Source organism: Planomonospora sp. ID67723 (genome assembly GCF_015711605.1).
Taxonomy (GTDB): Bacteria; Actinomycetota; Actinomycetes; order Streptosporangiales; family Streptosporangiaceae; genus Planomonospora_A.
Genome location: NZ_JABTEZ010000002.1, coordinates 432,986 through 451,588, shown reverse-complemented (window position 1 = coordinate 451,588; position 18,603 = coordinate 432,986). Strand labels below are relative to the sequence as shown.

Genomic DNA, 18,603 nt, shown 5'->3' with positions numbered 1-18,603 from the left:
TATCCCAGGAACTGACCCGCCGTCGCGGTCTGGCCGGTCTGAGCGGACGCCGGGATCGCGACCAGTGCCATGCTGGTCGCCGCCAGAGCCGCGATCGCCGATGTCCTTAAAGGCATCCCGATTCGCATGGCTTCTCCTGTCGAAAGAATTTTTGATTTCTCCTCCCTAGAGGATGCTGGACGTGGTGAGGTTGGTCCTTACCGCTGCGTGCACAGTTCTTTAGTCTGCGTGCACTGTCGCGCATTGGCGGCGGAACTGGCGTGGTGACAGGCCGTAGGCGCTGCGGAAGGCCTGGCTGAAATGCGCGGGGCTGGTGAACCCCCACCGGGCCGCGATCGAGCTGATGGTGTGGGCGGCCAGCCGGGGGTCGGCCAGGTCGCGTCGGCACCGCTGCAGGCGGCGTTGGCGGATCCAGCCGGCGACGGTGTGCCCGTCGTCGTGGAAGAGCCGGTGCAGGTAGCGCAGTGAGATGTGATGCGCTGCGGCGATCGCCTCCGGGCTCAGGTGCGCATCACCGAGGTTGGTCAGGATGAAGGCGTGGACTTCGGCCACCAGCGCCCGCCGCCGGCGGTGCGGCGGCACCGCGCTGTGGGCGTCCAGCGCGCCGGCCAGCGCCGCGGTCAACACGTCCAGCGTCAGGGTCGACAGCCGGACGGTATCGGCGGGGCTGAACTCGTGCAGGTGCCGGGCCAGCTGCAGCAGGTACTGCGAGGACAGCGCGCCGACGCCCCGATCGCCCGGGATGCGCAGCGCGAGCAGATCGCGCAGGTCCCGTTGCGCGAACGGCAGCAGTGAGCGCGCAAACTGCAGGCACACCGTCTGCGCCGCGTGCCCATCGGGCGCCAGCCGGGTCAGGTAGGGCTGTGAGCTGTCGCGCAGGGACAGATCACCCACGTGCAGCTCGGCGTTTCGGCCGTCCTGCTCGCCCCATACGCGGCCGCCTACGGTGCAGGTCACCAGGAACGTCTCGGGATCGGATCGGCGGATCAGCGTGGGCGTGCGGTGGATCGACAGCGGCGTGGTGGTCAGCACGACCACCTGCACGGGGCCGAGTTCGCTGAAGCTGGCCTGCGCCCGAAAGGTGCTCTCCAGATGCGGGTCGCAGCGGGCCTCGAGCGGCACCCACCGCTTGGAGCTCACCTCGCGCCAGGCGGCGAATCGCTCACTGTCCGGGATCTGGGCAGTGCTGAGCGTCTCCACAACGCCTCCTTAGAGATCGGCAGCCGTCACGGTCCATCCTCGGCGACCGGCTCCGCGTGGTCGTCGTCTGCTTGGCGCGGCCGCCGGTACCCCTGGGGGAGTACAAGATTGATCGCTTGGTGTCTCGGTAGCAATGACGAAATTTCCAACGAATCAGCTTCTGACCTGGGGTGATCCGGTGTTGTAGGTCGAGAGAGACCGGTGGGCATCGCGGTTCGCATCTGATAGGAGATTCGCGGGTGGTTCGACCGATGGCTCGGTGAGCCAGGGTGACGGCGAGGTCCCGCCGAGCATCGACGAAGCCTGGGTCGGTTCACTTCACAGCGCTCCGGCCAGCCGGGCCTCAACCGCCGCGGCCTACCGGGCGCCTTCCTGATCTGCAGCGCCTCGGTGCCGCCCGTACGCGCCTGGCGTTTCCACCGGAAGATCGATTCGCGGCCCACGCCCAGCGTCTCGGCCACCCGGTCCGGTGACAGGCTCCGCTCCAGCAGTCGGAGGGCGAAGACTTTCTCCTCGAACGTCGCTCTGCGACCTTTCCTGGCCATGCTTTCAACATGCCCCGCCGGAATCCGATCTCCCGCCGCCCCCCAAGCAAGTACCAAAACTTATGATCAGCTCAGTGGCCAGGCCATCCCGTCTTGGGCGTGCACAACTCTTCCTTCGCCCGATGATTTACTGTGGTCACAATGACGACCTGACTCGGTCAGCCGGCCTGGTGCCTCTCTGCTCCGCCCCTTCGAAGAGCCCCTGATCGGACACCAGACGTCTACAGCCCGCCATCCCCACGATGTGCTTCCCGCTCTGTGTCGCTTTCAGTAGATCAACCGAAGAACCACCGCCGTTGGCGAGCGAGGGCGACCTTCCCGGACCTCTCACCGGACCCAGTCATCGAACCGCGGCATCACGGTGGCCTGGAAGCCTTGTCGAAACTTCGGCACGTATTCGGCACGATCACCCGCCAGAGGCCGACGACGGCCGTTGACAGCCGGACAGCAGAGGAGCGCTTCAAACCGCAGAAGTCCAGGTCAGAGGCGCTCTTGTCCTGATCGCGGAGGGTAGGACGGGCGGGACTCGAACCCGCGACCCAGGGATTACGAGCGTGCCTCACCCCGTGACGGCCCATGATCGACGGTGCCGTATAAGGACGTTTCCGCACGTCAGCGTCGGTTGCCGGTGACGGCTACTGACGGCCCGTACGTGGGCACGGACGCATGTCCGCGCCCACCACGTGCCCGTCCGAGCACCTCATCTCCCGGACACCCCACCGCCGCCGGAGACGACGCCTGGTCGATCGTCACTCGGGCGACCCCAAGAAAATCAAGGGCCATAATTTCGCTCCCTAACCTCCTATACGGGCTGCTCCTTTAGTTGCAATCGGCGACTCCTCCCGCAACATGCGAACAAGTCTTCCCATCCGATTTCCGGGCCACCCTATGTGAAACCCGGTACCCGCCTTTTCCCTTCGGCCGACCGGGCTTCAACCGGCCACTGAAGACCATGTTCGCGCGGCAACATCCTCTGAGACCAGGAAGAAGCCACATAGAGCACTCGGATCAACCTGGACAGGAATGAAGACCTCCCGTTTCCTTCGAAGGAGGAAACGGGAAACCCCAGGACGAGTCTTGTCTCCCCGAGAGCAGATGACGCAGGCTGGTGCGCACCGGCTCAAGACTGCACGGGCAGACGGCGACGGAGGTTCGTGTGGTCGAGCAGCCGATCCATTTCGGCAGGGAACTTCGCAGACGGCGCCTCGCCGCCGATCTCACCCTTACCGATTTATCCAAGCTGGTTCATTGAACCCATTTCATCCCTGAGGGCCGGGCCGCTGGTCACGGCATGATCGCGAGTTGACGGTTCGTCCTCGGAAGTAGAGAAGCTCCTGGTAGACGGGTTGATCACCACAACCAACGCCCGCTACAACCAGGAGCTTCGGGTGCTGTTCTACCGTGCTGCCGTCGATTTGTCGCGTTCAACGCTGAACTACGTCGCCGGGCTCATCCGCCGCCACCGCAAGGCCATCGGATCGATCTGGCGGCGACTCAACCCCGGCCAGCAGGCCCTGATGGTGCTGATCCACCTGCGCAAAGATGAGACGTTCGCCGAGATCAGCGCGGGATTCGGCGTGTCGGCGACGACGGCCTGGCGGTACGTGCAGGAGACCGTCATGCTGCTGTCAGCACGCTCGCCCAAGCTCACCCAGGCCTTACGCAAAGCCAAGCAGGACGGGCTGACCCACCTCATCTTGGACGGCACGCTCATCCACACCGACCGCGTGCGGGCCGACCGTCCCTACTTCTCCGGCAAGCATCGAATCCACGGCATGAACGTGCAGGTGATCGCGGGCCCGGACGGGACGATCCTGTGGACCTCCGGCGCGATGCCGGGCAGCATGCACGACCTGACCGCGGCCAGAGTATGGGGCATCCTGCGCGAACTGGAGAAGGCAGGGATCCTCACCTTGGCCGATAAGGGCTACCAGGGGGCCGAGGCCACCGTCGTCATCACCCCGTACAAAGGCCGCAACAAGCCGCAGTCCCAGAAGCAGGCCAACCGATCACACGCCAAGCTCCGCGGACCCGGCGAGCGCGCGAACGCGCAGCTCAAGTCATGGAGAATCCTCCGGAAGCTGCGCTGCAGCCCCAGCAAAGCCGGCCACCTCGTCAAGGCCATCGCCGTCCTACAGAACCACCGTGTTGCTCAGGGCGCCCGAGGATGAAATGCATTCATTACAGCAAAGGCCAGATCAGCAAGGTCGAACGAGGCATCAAAGCACCGAGCCGCGAACTGGCTCGTCTCTGCGACAACGTACTCGATGCCGGAGGCCGACTCGCCTCTCTGGTCTGCGGGCCACTTCCTGACAGAGAACCCGCCCAAGAGAACGGTGACGACGAGGTGTGGTTGATGCAGTTGTCCGTAGACGGGCAGAACCGGTTCCAGCCCATGAGCCGGAGGCAGGCGATGGCCGCTGGCGCGGTCTCGATCGCGGGGATGAGCATCGGCGGACCGGCGAACCAAGCTGGAACCGAGGACCCGATGCTTCTGGGAACGTCCCGCTCGCTTTTCGACCATTACCGGCGGATCGGCCAGACGGTCGGTCCCGGCCTTCTGCTCCCCGCGCTCATCGCACAGACCCATACGCTCCGGGAGTTGTCCGTCCATGCCGGTTCCCGGACCCGTCAAGGGCTGCTGCGACTCGGTGCCCGGTACGCCGAGTACGTCGGCTGGCTGGTGCAGGAGACGGGAAACGAGCAGGCGGCGCTGTGGTGGACGCAACGTGCCGTCGACCTGGCGGCCGCCGGCGGCGACCATGACCTGGCCGCGTACGGACTGGTCCGCCGAGCGCTGGTCACGCTCTACCGCGAGGATGCGGTGCAGACCGTCGAGTTGGCCAGGCAGGCGCAGAGCGGCAGGGTTCCACCGCGGATCCGCGGCCTGGCCGCGCAGCGGGAGGCGCAGGGCCATGCGCTCGCGGGCGACTACGAGGCCTGCATGCGCGCTCTGGACCGGGCACGGACGCTCCTCACCGGCCATATCCCCGACCCCGACGTACCCGTCATCGGCACCACCAACTTGACCGACCCGGCCGGGATGATCACCGGTTGGTGCCTGTACGACCTGGGGCGGCCGGCCGAGGCCGCCGAAATCATGGAAGCGCAGTTGAAGCGGGTGTCACCCCAGGCGCTGCGTACCCGGGTCCGTTACGGGGTGCGCTGCGCGCTCGCCCACGCGGCGGCCGGGGAAGTCGACCACGCGTGCGCCCTCACCGGCAGGCTGCTCGGCGACGTCATCACGGTGGGTTCGGCCACGATCGCCCCGGACCTGCGCAACCTCGCTCGTGTCCTGGCCCGTCACCCGCGCAACCGGTCGGTACGCGAACTCGCTCCCGACCTCGGTACGACCATCCAGATCATCACCCCGTAGAGAGGACCCTCATGGCCACCGTGTTCATCAACTACCGCACCGGCGACGGGGAGAAGACCGCCCTCCTCATCGACAGGGAGCTCTCCGGAATCCTCGGAGGAGAGGACCACGTCTTCCGCGCCACCAGGTCCATCAGGCCCGGTCAGCGCTTCCCCGAGGAACTGCTCGGCAACGTACGGCGCGCCACCGTCGTGCTCGCCGTCATCGGCCCGGCCTGGACCCGCTCCCCCAGGCTGCGTGACAAAGACGACTGGGTCCGCCGGGAGCTTCTCGAGGCGCTCACCTTCGGCATACCGGTCGTACCCGTCCTGGAAGGGCCGGGCGCCAGACGGTTGGATCCGGCAGATCTTCCGTTGGAACTGAAGTGGCTCGCCGAGGTCCAATCGGAGCGCCTGGACGTGGAGGACCTCCAGGCCGGCCTCAGACGCCTGTTCACCAGGCTCGCCGAGTGGATCCCGTCGCTCGGGCCGGTCGTCCGTCCTGCTTCCCGAGCGACGGCCCCCGATTCCGGTTCCGTCTCCAACGCGGCGGACAACGTGCACGGCCCGGTCCTCCAGGGCCGCGACATCACCGCCGGGGACGTCGGCACCGGCATCAAGAACAACCACGGGATCGCCCATCTGGGCAGTGGCAACGTCTACCGCGACTCCCAGCACTTCTCCGGCGACGGGGCGACGTATGTCGCCGGAGACAACCACGGCGGCATCGGCCACCGGTTCGGGAACTCCCGCGAGGACGGAGAGGGCAAGCGTTGAACGGGCGGTCCGGCACCTTTGTCGAGAGCAACTACGGAGCGACGCACACGGGCGACGGCGACCAGTACGTGACTCAGCACATATCGTTCACGCAGCTGGCGCAGGCCGCCGGCAAAGACCCCCGGCGTATCGCCGGCGACCAGCTGGCCTGGCTCCGGAAGCGTTTCGTCCCCCCGCCGGGTCTCGCCCGCGCCCGCCGGGTCCTGGAATGCAACGGCACCGTCTTCCTGGACGGAGCACCGGGCGCGGGGCGGAGGAGCGCGGCATGGATGCTCCTGAACGAGCTGTACTCCGGACGCGAGACGTTCCACGAAATCCTGCCGGACGAGGACGGCGGGCAGCGCTGTCTCGACCTCGACCAGGTCGGAGACGACGCTCTGATCCTGGTGGACCTGTCGGCGTCCGCCGACGAACAGACCTGGTCCAAGGTCCAGGGCGAACTTCACGATCTCCGGGTGGCCGCGCACGATCACGCCGCCCGGCTGGTGGTGGTGCTCCCGGCCGGGACGGCCGGGCGGCTTCAACCGGATCTCAGCGCCTTCCGAATCGAGATCACCCGCCCGCCCGAGCAGACGGTGTTCCAGCGCTACCTGCGTGCGGCGGACATCCCGGTCGCCGAGACCGACTCCTCTCCCGAGCCCCTCTCGGATTTCCTGGCGGGGGCGCCCTCGATGCGGAAGATCGCGGACCTCGCCGAGCTCGTCGTCGAGGCGCGAGAAAGGTCGGAGAGCGGGTTCGCCGCCTGGTGCGAGGACGCCCTGGCCGTACTGGACAACCGGCAGAGCACACGTGTCACGGAAAAGCTCACCATCCTGCGTGAAGGGCCACAACGAGCGTTGCTACTGGCCACCGCCATGATGCACGGAGCCCGCGCCGAGGCCATTCACCGTGCCACCGCTGCGCTCCTACGGGAGGTGGGGCACCCGCAGGCCGACCTCCCTCTGCTGGAGCACACGGACCTCACCGTACGCCTCAAGGAGATCGATTCATCGACCGATGCCTCCGGCCGGGTCAGGTTCGGCAAGTTCGGATACGACTCCGCGGTCCGGTCCCACTTCTGGACCCACTGGCCGGAGTTGCGAAAACCCATCCAGAAGTGGGTCACCGGAATCGTGGACTTGCCCGGCCTGGAACAGAGCGACCGCGACGAACTGGTCAAACGGTTCGCCCAGCAGTGTCTGCGTGACGGACACCCGAACATGCTGCTGGATCTCGTGTGGCAGTGCACCGGAGCCCCCGTAACCCGTTTCCGGTTGGAAGCCTCCGTCCAAGCGCTACGCCACGGACTCGGAGACGAGGCGCACGGCCGGTTCTTCCGCCAGAGGATCCTTGATGCGGCGAGGAGCTCCGTCTCCCGAGAACTCGCCCAAGTGCTCACCGTGACGTGCTGGAAGATGATCGCGGCGCACCATCCGGACCAGGCTCTGGTCCGGCTCCACCACCTGGCCCGCAGGGAGACCGGGACCGCGCACGCCCGGGATGCACTCGCTCAGATAGTGGGCTCCGACACGCAGTTGCGCATCTGGATGCTGAAACGACTGGTCCATCGGCTCCAGTCGGAAAACGAGAGGTGGCGGCGGTTCGACGCCGACCTGTTCCTGGAACTCGCCGATCCGATACCGCTCACAGCTCCTGGGCCGCACGCGCACTCCCCGCTGTCCGACCCCGGCGTGCAGGAGCAGCTGACCGCCGGATGGCACCTCGTCTTCCTCCTGTGCTCGTACGAGGTCTGGCGGCCCCAGGCGCAGCACTGGTTCCGAGCAGCCCTCGAGGACGAAGCACATCGCGGGCCCCTTCTCGACGTCCTCATCAGGGGAGGCGGGCAGCGTACAGATCTCCTGGCCCCCCTGTACGTCGCAGCCCGGGATCTGGCCTCTTCTTCAGCGGACGGACAGGAGCGCAGTGCTCTCTTCACCGGCCTCGTCCGGCAGAAGATCGACACCGTGCTGGGACTCCGAGGCCTGTGAGCCGTCATCGTGACAACACATCAGAAGGACAACGCCATGGGCTCCGGTCGTAGAACGATCACCATTTATTTCACCGTCTTCGCGGGACTGCTCCTCACCGGCCTCATCGTGTTCGCCCCGTTTCCGCGCTGGGTGTGGGCGGCGCTCGCCGCGGTGGCCGGCGCCGCGCTTCTCATCGTGAGATACCTCGGCCGCGGAACGCATGCCACCTCTCCGGTGGAGCCGACGTACTTCCTCCCGCCACCGGTTGAGAACCGGGAGCATCAGGTCGTCGACGTCGCGCTGCCGAGCCAGGAGGAGGATTACGACTTCCTCTTCTCGGCAACGGTGCGCTGGTCTCCCCTCGGCGGAGTGACGGGCAAGGCGGGTGCCAACCTCGGAGGCCTGGCGGTCGACGCAATCCTGGAGCGCGCCATGGCCATCACGAGGAACCGGCCTCCCGGAAGAGCCTCGCTCGTCCAGCACGAACTGAACGGTGCGCTGGGCACGATGCAACCGGACGCCGCGGAACGTGTGCGGGCGATGGCCGAGTCGGTCGCGCTCACCCTCTCCGATCACGACCGGCAGCGGTTGGACAAACTCGCGGAGATACGCAAGCAGAAGGCCGTCTGGGAGCACGAGAGGACATACGAACAGAGCAGGCGCGAGTACCTGGGGAAGGACGTGCTGAAGGACCCCGGTAGCGCCGTGGTCTGGTGGCTCAGCAGGAACGACGACCAGGTGGAGAAGGTGGTGCAGGACCTAGGCATCCTCGCCCAGGTCTCCTCCGCCGCGAACAACCAGGAGGTTCCCGAGCATTTTCGCCATTTGACCCAGTGGCCGTCCTCCCCCCGGCCGGCGGACGACGGCGAGCCAGACACATCCGGCTTGAGGCGTGACTCTTCCGCCGTCGACCTCTTCGCGGCCTTCTTGCAGTCCGCTGACTTTCCGGACGGCGACCCGCAACGCGCCCTGTTCAGCAGGCAGGTGGCCGAGTGCCTCACCAAGTACGGAAAGCAGGACGTCGCCGACGACCTGATACGCAGATTCGACGCGCCTGACGACTTCATGCCCGATGACGAGGCCCCTGCCTCCGGCAGGCCCAGCGAGGGACCACCGATCGATGATCTCGGATGAGCCGCATCACAGCATTCACCATGTCGGCCCTGACGACGTTTCTCGGAGGTGGATCGTGGAAGCAGAGCTTGCCGCACTGGCGGGTTCGGGAGCAGCGACGCTGATAGGGCTGATGGTCACGGATTCCTGGACCCAGGTGAAGGAAAGACTTACGCGGTTCTTCGCCAGCAAGCATGCAGCGGAAGACATGGTCCGCGAGCTGGACATCTCCCGCAGCGAAGTCGTGGCCGCGTATGAAGCAGGCAACGACGGCATGGCGGCTGACGTGGAGGCTCAGTGGCGCCTCCGGCTGCGTCGTCTGCTGCTGTCCGACCCCGTTACGGCCGCCGAACTGCTGCGCCTGCTCGGCGCCTTGGACTCGGAGCTGCGCGCCCCGCGAACGAACACCGTGCGCAACGTCGTCAGCGGAGGCGTGCAGTTCGGTCCGGTGATCCAGTCGGGACGGATCTCAGGATTGGCCTTCCATACGCCGCCCGCTCCGCCCCTGGAGGAACGCGCCACCCATCCCGAAGCAGACTGATACGGATCCGGAGCGGCACGTCCTGCGGTCGTTTCAGGTGTCGGTGTCCTTGGGATGCCGGGGCGAGGCGTAGACGAGATGGACGGTCCGCCGGGGCTCGTCGACCAGGTAACGCACCCGGCCGCCCGCGGTGACCTCGTACTCCCACTGAGGGTATTCACGGCCGCCCAGCGTCCCGGTCGCCAGGCGGCCGCGCAGCCGGTGCTGCCGGTCCGGGTCCTTCTGCGACAGCGGATCCGCGCGCAGCGCCTCGAAACACCGCCGGGTGTTCCCCGGCACCTCAGCGCACAGATCGATCCAGCCCTTGGCTGCCTCACTGGTGGCGAACCGCAGATGCCACTCGTCACCGATCGACGGCGGTGCCACGGCATCGCCGCGTTTGGGGCTCACGGCGCGGACACCTCACCGTGGTCCTCCTCCGGCAGCGGACGGGTGAGCTGCGCGGTCAACGCGGGGTCGGCCAGGATGCGGGCGGTGGCGCGCCACTCGACGATGACTCGGTGCAGGGTGGCGTGGACGTCCAGGTCGACCGCGTCCCGCGTGGCGTCGACGAGTTCCTGGACGAACTCACGCCGCTCGTCCGCGGACAGGTGCCGCACCCAGGGGAAGACCACGGGCAGGGCGTGCAGGACGGCGCGCGTGCCCTCGTCACTGGCCAATAGCGCGGCTATCATACGGGCCGCCACATCCGCTGTCTCCTCGCGCTGGCGGTCGTGCCGGGCCGTGGAGATGAACAGGTCCTCCCCGTCACGGCGCTTGACGTGTACGCGGTGGAACCGGTCGATGGTCTCGGCCACCTGCTTGGAGTGCTTCGACAGGTCGGAGAACGGAACGGTCGGCATGGCCATACCGCACCATACTTCGGAACACATTCCGAAGTAAAGAACGTCCGGCCAGGTTCCCACCCCCAGACCGACGGTCTCACTGAGCCAGGAAGCACGCCTCACATGGCACCCGCCGTGGCCTGGCCATGATCAGAAGACATCGCTCAACCGACGAATAGCTCCGGCGGCCCGCAAAAGAGTGACAGCCGAAGGCCCACGAAACTTCGGCACGTATTCGGCACGATCACCCGCCAGAGGCCGACGACGGCCGCTGACAGCCGGACAGCAGAAGAGCGCCCAAACCGCAGAAGCCCAAGCCGGAGGCGCTCTTGTCCTGATCGCGGAGGGTAGGGCGGGCGGGACTCGAACCCGCGACCCAGGGATTATGAGTCCCCTGCTCTAACCGGCTGAGCTACCGCCCCTCGCGCAAGCCGTACCGACGCATTCAACCAAAGGACCGCCCACTTCGCACATCCGCCGGGCCTACTGATCCAAGATGTGACCTTTGCTCCACCACTGCTCCTCCGACGGCCCGCCCCACTCGCTAGGGTACGGAGAGGCAATGTTTAGGAGTGTTTGATCATGCGCGTTATTGAGGCTTTTCGGGAGTCGTTCGGCGCCGAGCCGCACGGCGTGTGGCACGCCCCGGGGCGGGTGAACCTGATCGGCGAGCACACCGACTACAACGACGGGTTCGTGCTCCCGTTCGCCGTCCCGTGGGGGGTCGCCGCGGCGGTCGCACGCCGCGAGGACGGCGGTGTCCGGCTGCGGTCGCTCCAGGCGGGCGAGCCGGTGGTCCTCGACGACATCGAGCGCGCCGAGGGCTGGGCCCGATACGCCGCGGGGGTCCTCTGGGCGCTGCGGGCGGCCGGGCACCCGGTGCGGGGCGCGGACATCGTGGTCGACGGGGACGTGCCCCAGGGCGCGGGGCTGTCGTCGAGCGCCGCGCTGGAGGTGGTGGTCGGCACCGCACTCGACGAGCTGTACGGCCTGGGCCTGACCAAGATGGAGATCGCTCTGACGGCGCAGAAGGCGGAGAACGACTTCGTCGGCATGCCGTGCGGGATCATGGACCAGGCGGCGTCGGCGCTCGGGGAGGAGGGCAGGGCCCTCTTCCTGGACTGCCGGACCCTGGCGAGCAGGAGCATCCCCTTCGACCTGGCCGCGCACGGCCTCCAGCTCCTGGTCGTCAACACCGGGGTCCACCACGAGCTCGCCGACGGGCAGTACGCCCGGCGGCGCGAGGACTGCGAGAACGCCGCCGAGCGCCTGGGCGTGGACGCGCTGCGCGATGTCACCGACCTGGGGGGGGCGCTGGCGAAGCTGAGCGGGGACGAGCGCAGGCGCGTCCAGCACGTGGTGACCGAGAACCACCGGGTCGAGGCGGTCATCGGGCTGCTGCGCGCCGGGGCGGTCCAGGAGATCGGGGCGCTGCTGAACGCCTCCCACCTGTCCCTGCGGGACCAGTTCGAGGTGTCCTGCCCCGAGCTGGACGTGGCCGTGGAGGCGGCGGTCCGCGGCGGGGCCCGGGGGGCGCGGATGACCGGGGGCGGGTTCGGCGGATCGGCCATCGCGCTGGTCGCCGACGGCCGGGTGGAGTCCGTGCGGGACGCGGTGACCGCGGCCTACGCCGAACGCGGCTGGGCGGCTCCGGAGATCTACCCCGCCGCCCCGGCCGCCGGCGCCCGCCGCCTGGCCTGAGCTACGCCGCACCTCCCCGGCGCGGGAAAAGCCGTCGGCGCCGGGGCGTGCGAGCTTCTAGGGTCAGGGCATGCCCTTCGAAAACGTGAACGTCGTGTACCGGAAGTATGACGGCTCCCTGCACTGGCACCACTCCGCGCTGCTCCTCGGCGAGGACGAACACGGCGTCTGGACCGGCTGCGTCGCGGGCACCCTCGGCCGCAAGGGTTCCGAGCCCCCCGTCGCCTGGCATCAGGCGTTCGTGATCCTCTTCCCCCGGGACGCTTGGTGGACGGCCCTGTTCAACGCCGAGCCGAACCGGACCGAGATCTACTGCGACATCACCACGGTGCCGGAGTGGCGGGACGGCGAGGTCACCATGGTCGATCTGGATCTCGACGTGATCCGCAAGCGGGACGGCCGCATCTACCTCGACGACGAGGACGAGTTCGCCGAGCACCAGGTCCGCTACGCCTACCCCCCGGACGTCATCGCCTCGGCCCGCGCCTCGGCCGACCACCTCCTGAAGGCCGTCACCGCCTACAGCGCTCCCTTCTCCGCCCCGCCGCGGTGGCTCGACCACGTCGTCTGAGGCCGGGTACGGCCCGCCGTCCGGGCGGCTGCGGGCCTCCCGGACGGCGGGGCGCGCCCGGGAAGCCCCGGGCGCGCGAGCCGTACGGACTCAGCTTCCGAAGGAGAACCAGTTGAGGTTGACGAAGTCGGCCGGTTGCCCGCTGCTGAAGGTGACGTAGACCGTGTGGGTGCCGGTCACCGGTGTGATGTTGGCGGGGACGGTGCGCCAGCTCTGCCAGCCGCCGGTGCTGGCGACGGCGAAGTCGCCGATCGGAGCGGCCGTCGGGCTGCCGAGGCGCACCTGGACCAGCCCGCTGACGCCGGCCGGCGCCCCGGAGGCGACGCGCGCCCTGAACTGGGTGGCCGCCGTGCCGCCGAACCGCACGTTGTCGAAGCGCAGCCAGTCGCCGTTGCCGATGTTCCCGACGTTCTGCCCGCCGCCGGTGTCGGTGGTGGCCTCCACCGAGGTGCCCGACTGCGCCTGGTACCGCTCGGCCTGGATGGTCGAGCGGGCGTCCACCCCGTCCGGGTCACCGGTGGGGGTCGGCGTGGGGGTGGAGCCGGAGCCGCTCTGCCAGACGGCCACGTAGTCGACGAGCATCGGCCGCCCGGAGACCGTGGCCGCGGTCGGGGTCTGCCCGCCCAGGGCGTTGGGGAACGCCCCGCCCATGGCCACGTTGAGCAGGAGGAAGTATCCCTGGTGGCCGGTCATGTTGTTCCAGGTCGTGGCGTCGAACTGGGACTGGCTCACGCTGTGGAACTGCTGGCCGTCGACGTACCAGCGGAGCTGGTTCGGGGTGACGCTGCGGTCCCACTCGAAGCGGTAGGTGTGGAAGGCCGACTGGCACGACGCGCCGGGGCAGGTCCTGCTGGCGCCGAGGCCGGTGGTCTCGTTGCAGGGCCCGCCGGGGTTCACTCCGCAGTGGAGCACTCCCCAGACGGAGTTGATCCCGTTGACGTTCTCCATGATGTCGAACTCGCCGATGCCGGGCCAGTTCCAGTAGTTGCCGCGGTACGGCGCGCCGAGTGCCCAGAAGGCGGGCCAGTAGCCCAGGGCGGCGTTGCCGGTGACGTTGGGCATCTGGATGCGGCCCTCGATGCGCAGGACGCGCCCGGCGGCGGGCTTGAAGTCCGAACGGCGGGTCTCGATGCGCGCCGAGGTCCACTCGTCGCCGCTCTTCAGCGGGGTGATGCGCAGGTTCCCGCCGCCGTCGAGGCTCAGGTTGGAGGGGCTGCCTGTGTAGCGCTGGATCTCACCGGTGCCCCAGTTGCCGGGGCCTCCGGGATAGCCGTGGCCGGTGTCGACGATCCAGTCGGCGGAGGAGGGGAGGGATCCGGCGCTGCCGTTGAAGTCGTCGCTCCAGACCAGGGACCAGCCGGAGGGGGTGGGCGGGACGGCGGCGTTGGCGGCGAGCGCGGTCACCGGTAGCACCAGCGCCGCGAGGAGGGCCGAGATCCAGGTAAGAGAGCGATTTCTGACTGGGGGGCGGCTCATACTAGGCCTCTCTCCGGGGAACGAGGGAGACGGTCGAACAGCGCTGCAGCATAGAGACCGAGTGTCGTAACTGTTTCGCGAAGGTTAACTCAAGTCAATACTTTCGGTGAAAATTCAGAGAGCGCTCTCTAAACTGGAGCGTTTCATTCCCGCGAGGCGGGGCGACCCGCCCGGGCCGCCCCGCCGGAACGCGCGCTTGACCTCAACAAAAGCTGAGGTTTTAGGGTCCTCCTATGACGACGCACTTGAGGAGACCTTCCATGACCAGGCGACCCGCGACCCCGCCTCCCGGAGCCGAGGCGTCCGTGACGACCGCGGCGGCAGCAGTGGCAGCAGTGGAGTCCGAGGCGGCCCCGATCGTGGCGGGGGGCGCGCGATGAGCATGGAGATGACCGCCTGGAACACGCTGTACCGGACGATGAACGCCCAGGAGGGCCGGCGGCCGTTCTCCATGGCCACCTTGCGGCGGATCGGCGCCTTCGCCCGCCCGCACAGGCGGCGCCTGGCCCTGTTCCTGATGCTCAGCGTGGTGACGGCCGTGCTGACGGTGGCCACTCCCGTGCTCGCGGGCGAGGCCGTCGGCGCGATCGTCGCGGGCGAGCCGCTGGACGTCGTCGTCGGACTCTCCGCGCTCATCGCCGTCATCGCGGTGGCGGAGGCCGGACTCGGGCTGCTGACCCGGTGGCTCTCGGCGGGCATCGGCGAGGGCCTGATCCTCGACCTGCGCACGGCCGTCTACGACCACGTGCAGCGCATGCCGATCGCCTTCTTCACCCGCACCCGGACCGGCGCGCTGGTCAGCCGGTTGAACAACGACGTCATCGGCGCGCAGCGGGCCTTCACCGACACCCTGTCCACGGTGGCCGGCAACCTGGTGACGCTCGTGCTCACGCTGGCCGTGATGATCAGGCTTTCCTGGCAGATCACCCTGCTCGCGCTGGTGCTGCTCCCGGTGTTCGTCCTGCCCGCGCGGCGGATGGGCACCCGGCTGGCGCGGCTGCGGCAGGAGGCGGCCGGCCACAACGCGGCGATGGGCACGCAGATGGTCGAGCGGTTCTCCGCGCCCGGCGCGACGCTCGTCAAGCTCTTCGGCCGGCCCGCGCGGGAGTCGGCCGAGTTCGCCGCGCGGGCCCGGCGGGTGCGGGACATCGGGGTGCGCACGGCGATGGTGCAGTCGGCGTTCATCACCGCGCTGACGCTGGTCTCCGCGCTGGCGCTGGCCCTCGTCTACGGGCTGGGCGGCTTCTACGCGCTGCGCGGGCTGCTGGATCCGGGATCCGTCGTCGCACTCGCCCTGCTGCTCACCCGCCTGTACGCGCCCCTGACCGCCCTGGCCGGAGCCCGGGTGGACGTGATGAGCGCGCTGGTGAGCTTCGGGCGGGTCTTCGAGGTGCTGGACCTCAAGCCCATGATCTCCGACGGGCCGGACGCCCGGCGGGTGCCCGACGGGCCCGTCTCGGTGGAGTTCGACGAGGTGCGCTTCGGCTATCCGTCGGCGGACAAGGTCTCGCTCGCCTCACTGGAGGAGGTGGCCGTCCTCGACGGCCGTGACTCCGCCGAGGTGCTGCACGGGGTCTCCTTCCGCGCCGAGCCCGGCCAGATGGTCGCCCTGGTGGGATCGTCGGGCGCGGGGAAGTCGACCATCGCGCAGCTGCTGCCGCGCCTGTACGACGTCGAGGGCGGCGCCGTACGGCTGGCGGGAGTGGATGTGCGGGACCTGTCGGCCGAGTCGATCCGCGAGACGGTCGGGATGGTGACGCAGGACGGGCACCTGTTCCACGAGTCGATCCGGGAGAACCTGCTGCTGTCGCGACCGGAGGCGAAGGAGGAGGAGCTGTGGGAGGCGCTGCGCCGAGCCCGGCTCGACGGCCTCGTCGCCTCGTTGCCCGACGGGCTGGACACGGTCGTGGGCGAGCGCGGCTACCGGCTCTCCGGCGGCGAGCGCCAGCGGCTGACGATCGCGCGGCTGCTGCTGGCCCGCCCCCGGGTGGTGATCCTCGACGAGGCCACCGCGCACCTGGACGCCACGTCGGAGGCCGCGGTGCAGGCGGCGCTGGGCGAGGTGCTGGCCGGGCGGACGGCGGTGGTGATCGCGCACCGGCTCTCCACGATCATGGCTGCCGACCTCATCCTGGTGGTCGAGGACGGGCGGATCGTGGAGCGCGGCACGCACGCCGAGCTGCTCGCCGCCGGGGGCCGCTACGAGGAGCTGTACCGGACCCAGTTCGACGAGCCGTCCGCGGTGGAGGCCGCCTGAGCGCGGCGCCGGAGCCCGGATGAGGAATGCCTCCCATCCGGGCTCTCGGCGCTACAGCGGCGGGAACCGGGGCTCGCGGCGCTCCAGGAAGCTGGCGACGCCCTCGGCGAAGTCGGGGCGGCCGAAGGACTCCGCCATCAGGCGCACGGCCGTGGACTCCGCCGCCTCGAGCGTGCTGTTCCAGTCGCCCCAGACCTGGCGCTTCATCACCGCCATGGAGGCCGGGGAGCTGTGCGTGGCCAGCTCACGGGCGTATGCCAGGGTCTCCTCCAGGAGGCTCTCGCCGGGCACCGAGCGGGAGACCAGGCCCAGCTCGTAGGCCTCCGCCCCGGTGAAGGTCCGGCCCGACAGCAGCAGGTCCATGGCCCTGGCCTGGCCGATCAGCCGGGGCAGGGCCCAGGACAGGCCGTACTCGGCGATCAGGCCGCGCCGGGCGAAGGCGGTGGTCCACTTGGCCTCCGCGGCGGTGAAGACCAGATCGCAGAAGAGGGCGTGGACCATGCCGAGCCCGGCGCAGGCGCCGTTGACGGCGGCGATGATCGGCTTGCCGATGGTGGTCGGGAAGGAGTTGGGGCGCTTGTCGGGCTCCCCCTCGTAGGAGCCGTCCTGGATGGCGTTGAGCGTCTGGAAGTCGGCCCCGGCGCAGAAGCCCCTTCCGGCACCGGTGACCACGATCACCCTGACCTCGGGGTTCTGCTCCGCCTCCGCCAGCTGGTCGAAGTAGCGCCGCCCCATCGCGTCGGTCCAGGCGTTGAGCCGGTCCGGACGGTTGAACGTCAACGTCAGCACGCCCCGGTCGATCGACGGCAGCACCAGATCCAGCATTTTCCGCGCCCTTTCCTCCGAACTACAGAATAACGTTCTACACCTTTTCCCCCTCCGGCGACAGCGCGGGCGGGCGCCCGAGGCCCCGGTCCACCGAGTCGGGGTGGTGGACGAAGTTCGGCGAGAGCTGCCTGTCGTCGTAGTAGCGGTGGAAGACGGGAGTGGCCGAGCCCGACAGGGGAGGAACGATCCAACTCCAGTCGGCCGGGCAGACCCGGCCCGCCCGCTCCTCCCGGTCCAGGTGGGTCAGGAAGCGCCGGGACTCGGTGTGGTGGTCGGTCATGGTCACGCCCGCCCGCTCGAAGGAGTGCAGCACCGCGACGTTCAGCTCCACCAGGGCGTGGTCCCGCCAGAGCGAGCGGTCGGTGCCGGTGTCCAGGGCGAGCGCCCGGGCGACGACCGGGAGCAGGTTGTAGCGGTCGGTGTCGGCCAGGTTGCGCGCGCCGATCTCGGTGCCCATGTACCAGCCGTTGAACGGCGCGGCGCGGTAGCAGATCCCGCCGATCTCCAGGCACATGTTCGAGATCGCCGGTACGGCGTGCCAGCGCAGTCCGAGCTGCTCGAACCAGGGGTAGGACGGGTGGGAGAGCGCCACCTCCAGCACCGCGTCGCCGGGGACCGCCGAGACCAGCGGCGGCCCGTCGCCCACCGAGACCGCCAGCGGGAGCACGTCGAACGGCGTGCCGGGCCCGCCCGGCCAGCCGAGCTTGCGGAGCATCGTGGTGAAATCGGCGTACCGGGGATCGCCGACGATCGAGCCGTCGTCCATCTCGTACCCGGCGTACCGGATGAGCTGCTCGTTCCAGATCCGCGGGCCGGGCGCCCCGGGCCGGTCGGGGGCGAAGACCGTGATCGTGGGGCGGATGCGGCGGCCGGGCGCCGCATCCCGCAGGTGGTTCACGCACTCCGCCGCGACCCCCTCGGGGGTGTCGACGCTCCTGCGGTCGCGCACGCGCAGCGAGCGCCAGTAGAGCCGCCCGATGCACTTGCTGCTGTTGCGCCAGGCCACCCGGGCGCCGTAGGCCAGCTCTCCGGGCGTGTGCGTGTACGTCCCCGTTCTCGTGATCTCGGCCCGCACCTCGCGCAGGCGCGGTTTGACGGGTCCGGCCGAGGGGTTCTCGGCATGGAACAGCTCCAGGTATGCCTCCGCCTCCGCCAGGTCGACGCAGGGGACGGGACGCCCGGGCACGCGCCCGCGCGAATCGTCGTCGGCACCGTGGATCGGATTCGGCGCATGGCGCCGGGACCTCCGCCAGGTCAGCACTGAACAACCACCCATGTGTGGCTCACGGGCACGTCGGCCGTTCCGGGCGGCCGGTGCCCTGGCCGCAGTGGCCCTTCCCCACTGCGATCGCTGTGATCCGCGGCAGCCGTACTCCGCGCCGTCATGTCCGCGTCACCGGACGCGCGCACGACGACGCAGGGTGCGGTGCTCATCATTTTCAGTGATTCAACGTCATTTGTCCCTAG

At 68.9% G+C, this 18,603-nt stretch carries 16 protein-coding genes and 1 tRNA gene; 9 read left to right on the top strand and 8 right to left on the bottom strand.

Annotated elements, in window-relative coordinates; all coding sequences use genetic code 11:
- Positions 1-219: 219 nt before the first annotated feature.
- A complete protein-coding gene (locus HS041_RS40020) occupies positions 220-1,200 on the bottom strand; it encodes a helix-turn-helix domain-containing protein (protein ID WP_196441248.1) in 981 nt (326 codons plus the stop codon).
- A 26-nt stretch (positions 1,201-1,226) separates the two neighbouring features.
- The gene (locus HS041_RS40435) at positions 1,227-1,745 is read right to left on the bottom strand and encodes a helix-turn-helix domain-containing protein (RefSeq protein ID WP_196441247.1); all 519 of its coding nucleotides are present in this window, start codon (positions 1,743-1,745) and stop codon (positions 1,227-1,229) included.
- A 1,388-nt stretch (positions 1,746-3,133) separates the two neighbouring features.
- Between HS041_RS40435 and HS041_RS14715 the strand changes: the two genes are divergently transcribed.
- Genes HS041_RS14715 through HS041_RS14690 form a run of 6 tightly spaced genes read left to right on the top strand, consistent with a single transcriptional unit; the run spans position 3,134 to position 9,479 of the window.
- Entirely contained in the window at positions 3,134-3,916 is a 783-nt protein-coding gene (locus HS041_RS14715) for a transposase family protein (RefSeq protein WP_196440820.1), read from the top strand.
- Entirely contained in the window at positions 3,808-5,121 is a 1,314-nt protein-coding gene (locus HS041_RS14710; RefSeq protein WP_501224829.1) for an NsdA family TPR-like regulatory protein, read from the top strand. Before HS041_RS14715 ends, HS041_RS14710 begins: the two co-directional genes overlap by 109 nt.
- Positions 5,122-5,132: 11 nt before the next feature.
- On the top strand, positions 5,133-5,876 hold the full coding sequence (locus tag HS041_RS14705; RefSeq protein WP_196441245.1) for a toll/interleukin-1 receptor domain-containing protein: 744 nt from the start codon (positions 5,133-5,135) through the stop codon (positions 5,874-5,876).
- Positions 5,873-7,843: a hypothetical protein gene (locus HS041_RS14700; RefSeq protein ID WP_196441244.1), complete on the top strand. Its 1,971-nt coding sequence runs from the start codon at positions 5,873-5,875 to the stop codon at positions 7,841-7,843. The genes HS041_RS14705 and HS041_RS14700 overlap by 4 nt, the downstream gene beginning before the upstream one ends.
- A gap of 36 nt (positions 7,844-7,879) precedes the next feature.
- The gene (locus HS041_RS14695; RefSeq protein WP_196441243.1) at positions 7,880-8,959 is read left to right on the top strand and encodes a hypothetical protein; all 1,080 of its coding nucleotides are present in this window, start codon (positions 7,880-7,882) and stop codon (positions 8,957-8,959) included.
- A 55-nt stretch (positions 8,960-9,014) separates the two neighbouring features.
- A complete protein-coding gene (locus HS041_RS14690; RefSeq protein WP_196441242.1) occupies positions 9,015-9,479 on the top strand; it encodes a hypothetical protein in 465 nt (154 codons plus the stop codon).
- 33 nt (positions 9,480-9,512) lie between these two features.
- Here the strand turns inward: HS041_RS14690 and HS041_RS14685 are convergent, their stop codons facing one another.
- The 3 genes from HS041_RS14685 to HS041_RS14675 all read right to left on the bottom strand — a co-directional run bounded on the left by HS041_RS14685 (position 9,513) and on the right by HS041_RS14675 (position 10,725).
- On the bottom strand, positions 9,513-9,869 hold the full coding sequence (locus tag HS041_RS14685; RefSeq protein WP_196441241.1) for a hypothetical protein: 357 nt from the start codon (positions 9,867-9,869) through the stop codon (positions 9,513-9,515).
- Positions 9,866-10,321 (bottom strand): hypothetical protein, encoded by a 456-nt coding sequence (locus HS041_RS14680; RefSeq protein WP_196441240.1) that lies wholly within the window; start codon positions 10,319-10,321, stop codon positions 9,866-9,868. The genes HS041_RS14685 and HS041_RS14680 overlap by 4 nt, the downstream gene beginning before the upstream one ends.
- A 330-nt stretch (positions 10,322-10,651) precedes the next feature.
- A tRNA-Ile gene (locus HS041_RS14675) sits at positions 10,652-10,725 on the bottom strand.
- A 160-nt stretch (positions 10,726-10,885) separates the two neighbouring features.
- Here HS041_RS14675 and galK point away from each other — a divergent pair.
- On the top strand, positions 10,886-12,004 hold the full coding sequence (gene galK, locus HS041_RS14670) for a galactokinase (protein ID WP_196441239.1): 1,119 nt from the start codon (positions 10,886-10,888) through the stop codon (positions 12,002-12,004).
- Positions 12,005-12,074: 70 nt separating this feature from the next.
- Positions 12,075-12,575 carry a DUF402 domain-containing protein gene (locus tag HS041_RS14665; protein WP_196441238.1) on the top strand — a complete coding sequence of 167 codons (501 nt, stop codon included), beginning with the start codon at positions 12,075-12,077 and terminating at the stop codon, positions 12,573-12,575.
- Positions 12,576-12,665: 90 nt separating this feature from the next.
- On the opposite strand, the gene HS041_RS14660 is transcribed toward HS041_RS14665, so the two are convergent.
- The gene (locus HS041_RS14660) at positions 12,666-14,051 is read right to left on the bottom strand and encodes a glycoside hydrolase family 16 protein (RefSeq protein WP_196441237.1); all 1,386 of its coding nucleotides are present in this window, start codon (positions 14,049-14,051) and stop codon (positions 12,666-12,668) included.
- Positions 14,052-14,427: 376 nt separating this feature from the next.
- On the opposite strand from HS041_RS14660, the gene HS041_RS14655 reads away from it, so the two are divergent.
- Positions 14,428-16,308: an ABC transporter ATP-binding protein gene (locus tag HS041_RS14655; protein WP_196441236.1), complete on the top strand. Its 1,881-nt coding sequence runs from the start codon at positions 14,428-14,430 to the stop codon at positions 16,306-16,308.
- A gap of 51 nt (positions 16,309-16,359) precedes the next feature.
- Here HS041_RS14655 and HS041_RS14650 read toward each other — a convergent pair whose 3' ends face one another.
- On the bottom strand, positions 16,360-17,133 hold the full coding sequence (locus HS041_RS14650) for an enoyl-CoA hydratase-related protein (protein ID WP_196441235.1): 774 nt from the start codon (positions 17,131-17,133) through the stop codon (positions 16,360-16,362).
- Between the two features lie 37 nt (positions 17,134-17,170).
- Positions 17,171-18,322: a nitric oxide synthase oxygenase gene (locus HS041_RS14645; protein WP_307845296.1), complete on the bottom strand. Its 1,152-nt coding sequence runs from the start codon at positions 18,320-18,322 to the stop codon at positions 17,171-17,173.
- Between the last annotated feature and the right edge of the window lie 281 nt (positions 18,323-18,603).

Bases quoted from the DNA above. Each gene is read 5' to 3' on its own strand.
- HS041_RS40435 (WP_196441247.1), bottom strand. From the start codon at position 1,745: ATGGCCAGGAAAGGTCGCAGAGCGACGTTCGAGGAGAAAGTCTTCGCC.
- HS041_RS14710 (WP_501224829.1), top strand. From the start codon at position 3,808: ATGGAGAATCCTCCGGAAGCTGCGCTGCAGCCCCAGCAAAGCCGGCCA.
- HS041_RS14705 (WP_196441245.1), top strand. From the start codon at position 5,133: ATGGCCACCGTGTTCATCAACTACCGCACCGGCGACGGGGAGAAGACC.
- HS041_RS14695 (WP_196441243.1), top strand. From the start codon at position 7,880: ATGGGCTCCGGTCGTAGAACGATCACCATTTATTTCACCGTCTTCGCG.
- HS041_RS14680 (WP_196441240.1), bottom strand. From the start codon at position 10,321: ATGCCGACCGTTCCGTTCTCCGACCTGTCGAAGCACTCCAAGCAGGTG.
- galK (WP_196441239.1), top strand. From the start codon at position 10,886: ATGCGCGTTATTGAGGCTTTTCGGGAGTCGTTCGGCGCCGAGCCGCAC.
- HS041_RS14665 (WP_196441238.1), top strand. From the start codon at position 12,075: ATGCCCTTCGAAAACGTGAACGTCGTGTACCGGAAGTATGACGGCTCC.
- HS041_RS14660 (WP_196441237.1), bottom strand. From the start codon at position 14,051: ATGAGCCGCCCCCCAGTCAGAAATCGCTCTCTTACCTGGATCTCGGCC.
- HS041_RS14655 (WP_196441236.1), top strand. From the start codon at position 14,428: ATGAGCATGGAGATGACCGCCTGGAACACGCTGTACCGGACGATGAAC.
- HS041_RS14650 (WP_196441235.1), bottom strand. From the start codon at position 17,133: ATGCTGGATCTGGTGCTGCCGTCGATCGACCGGGGCGTGCTGACGTTG.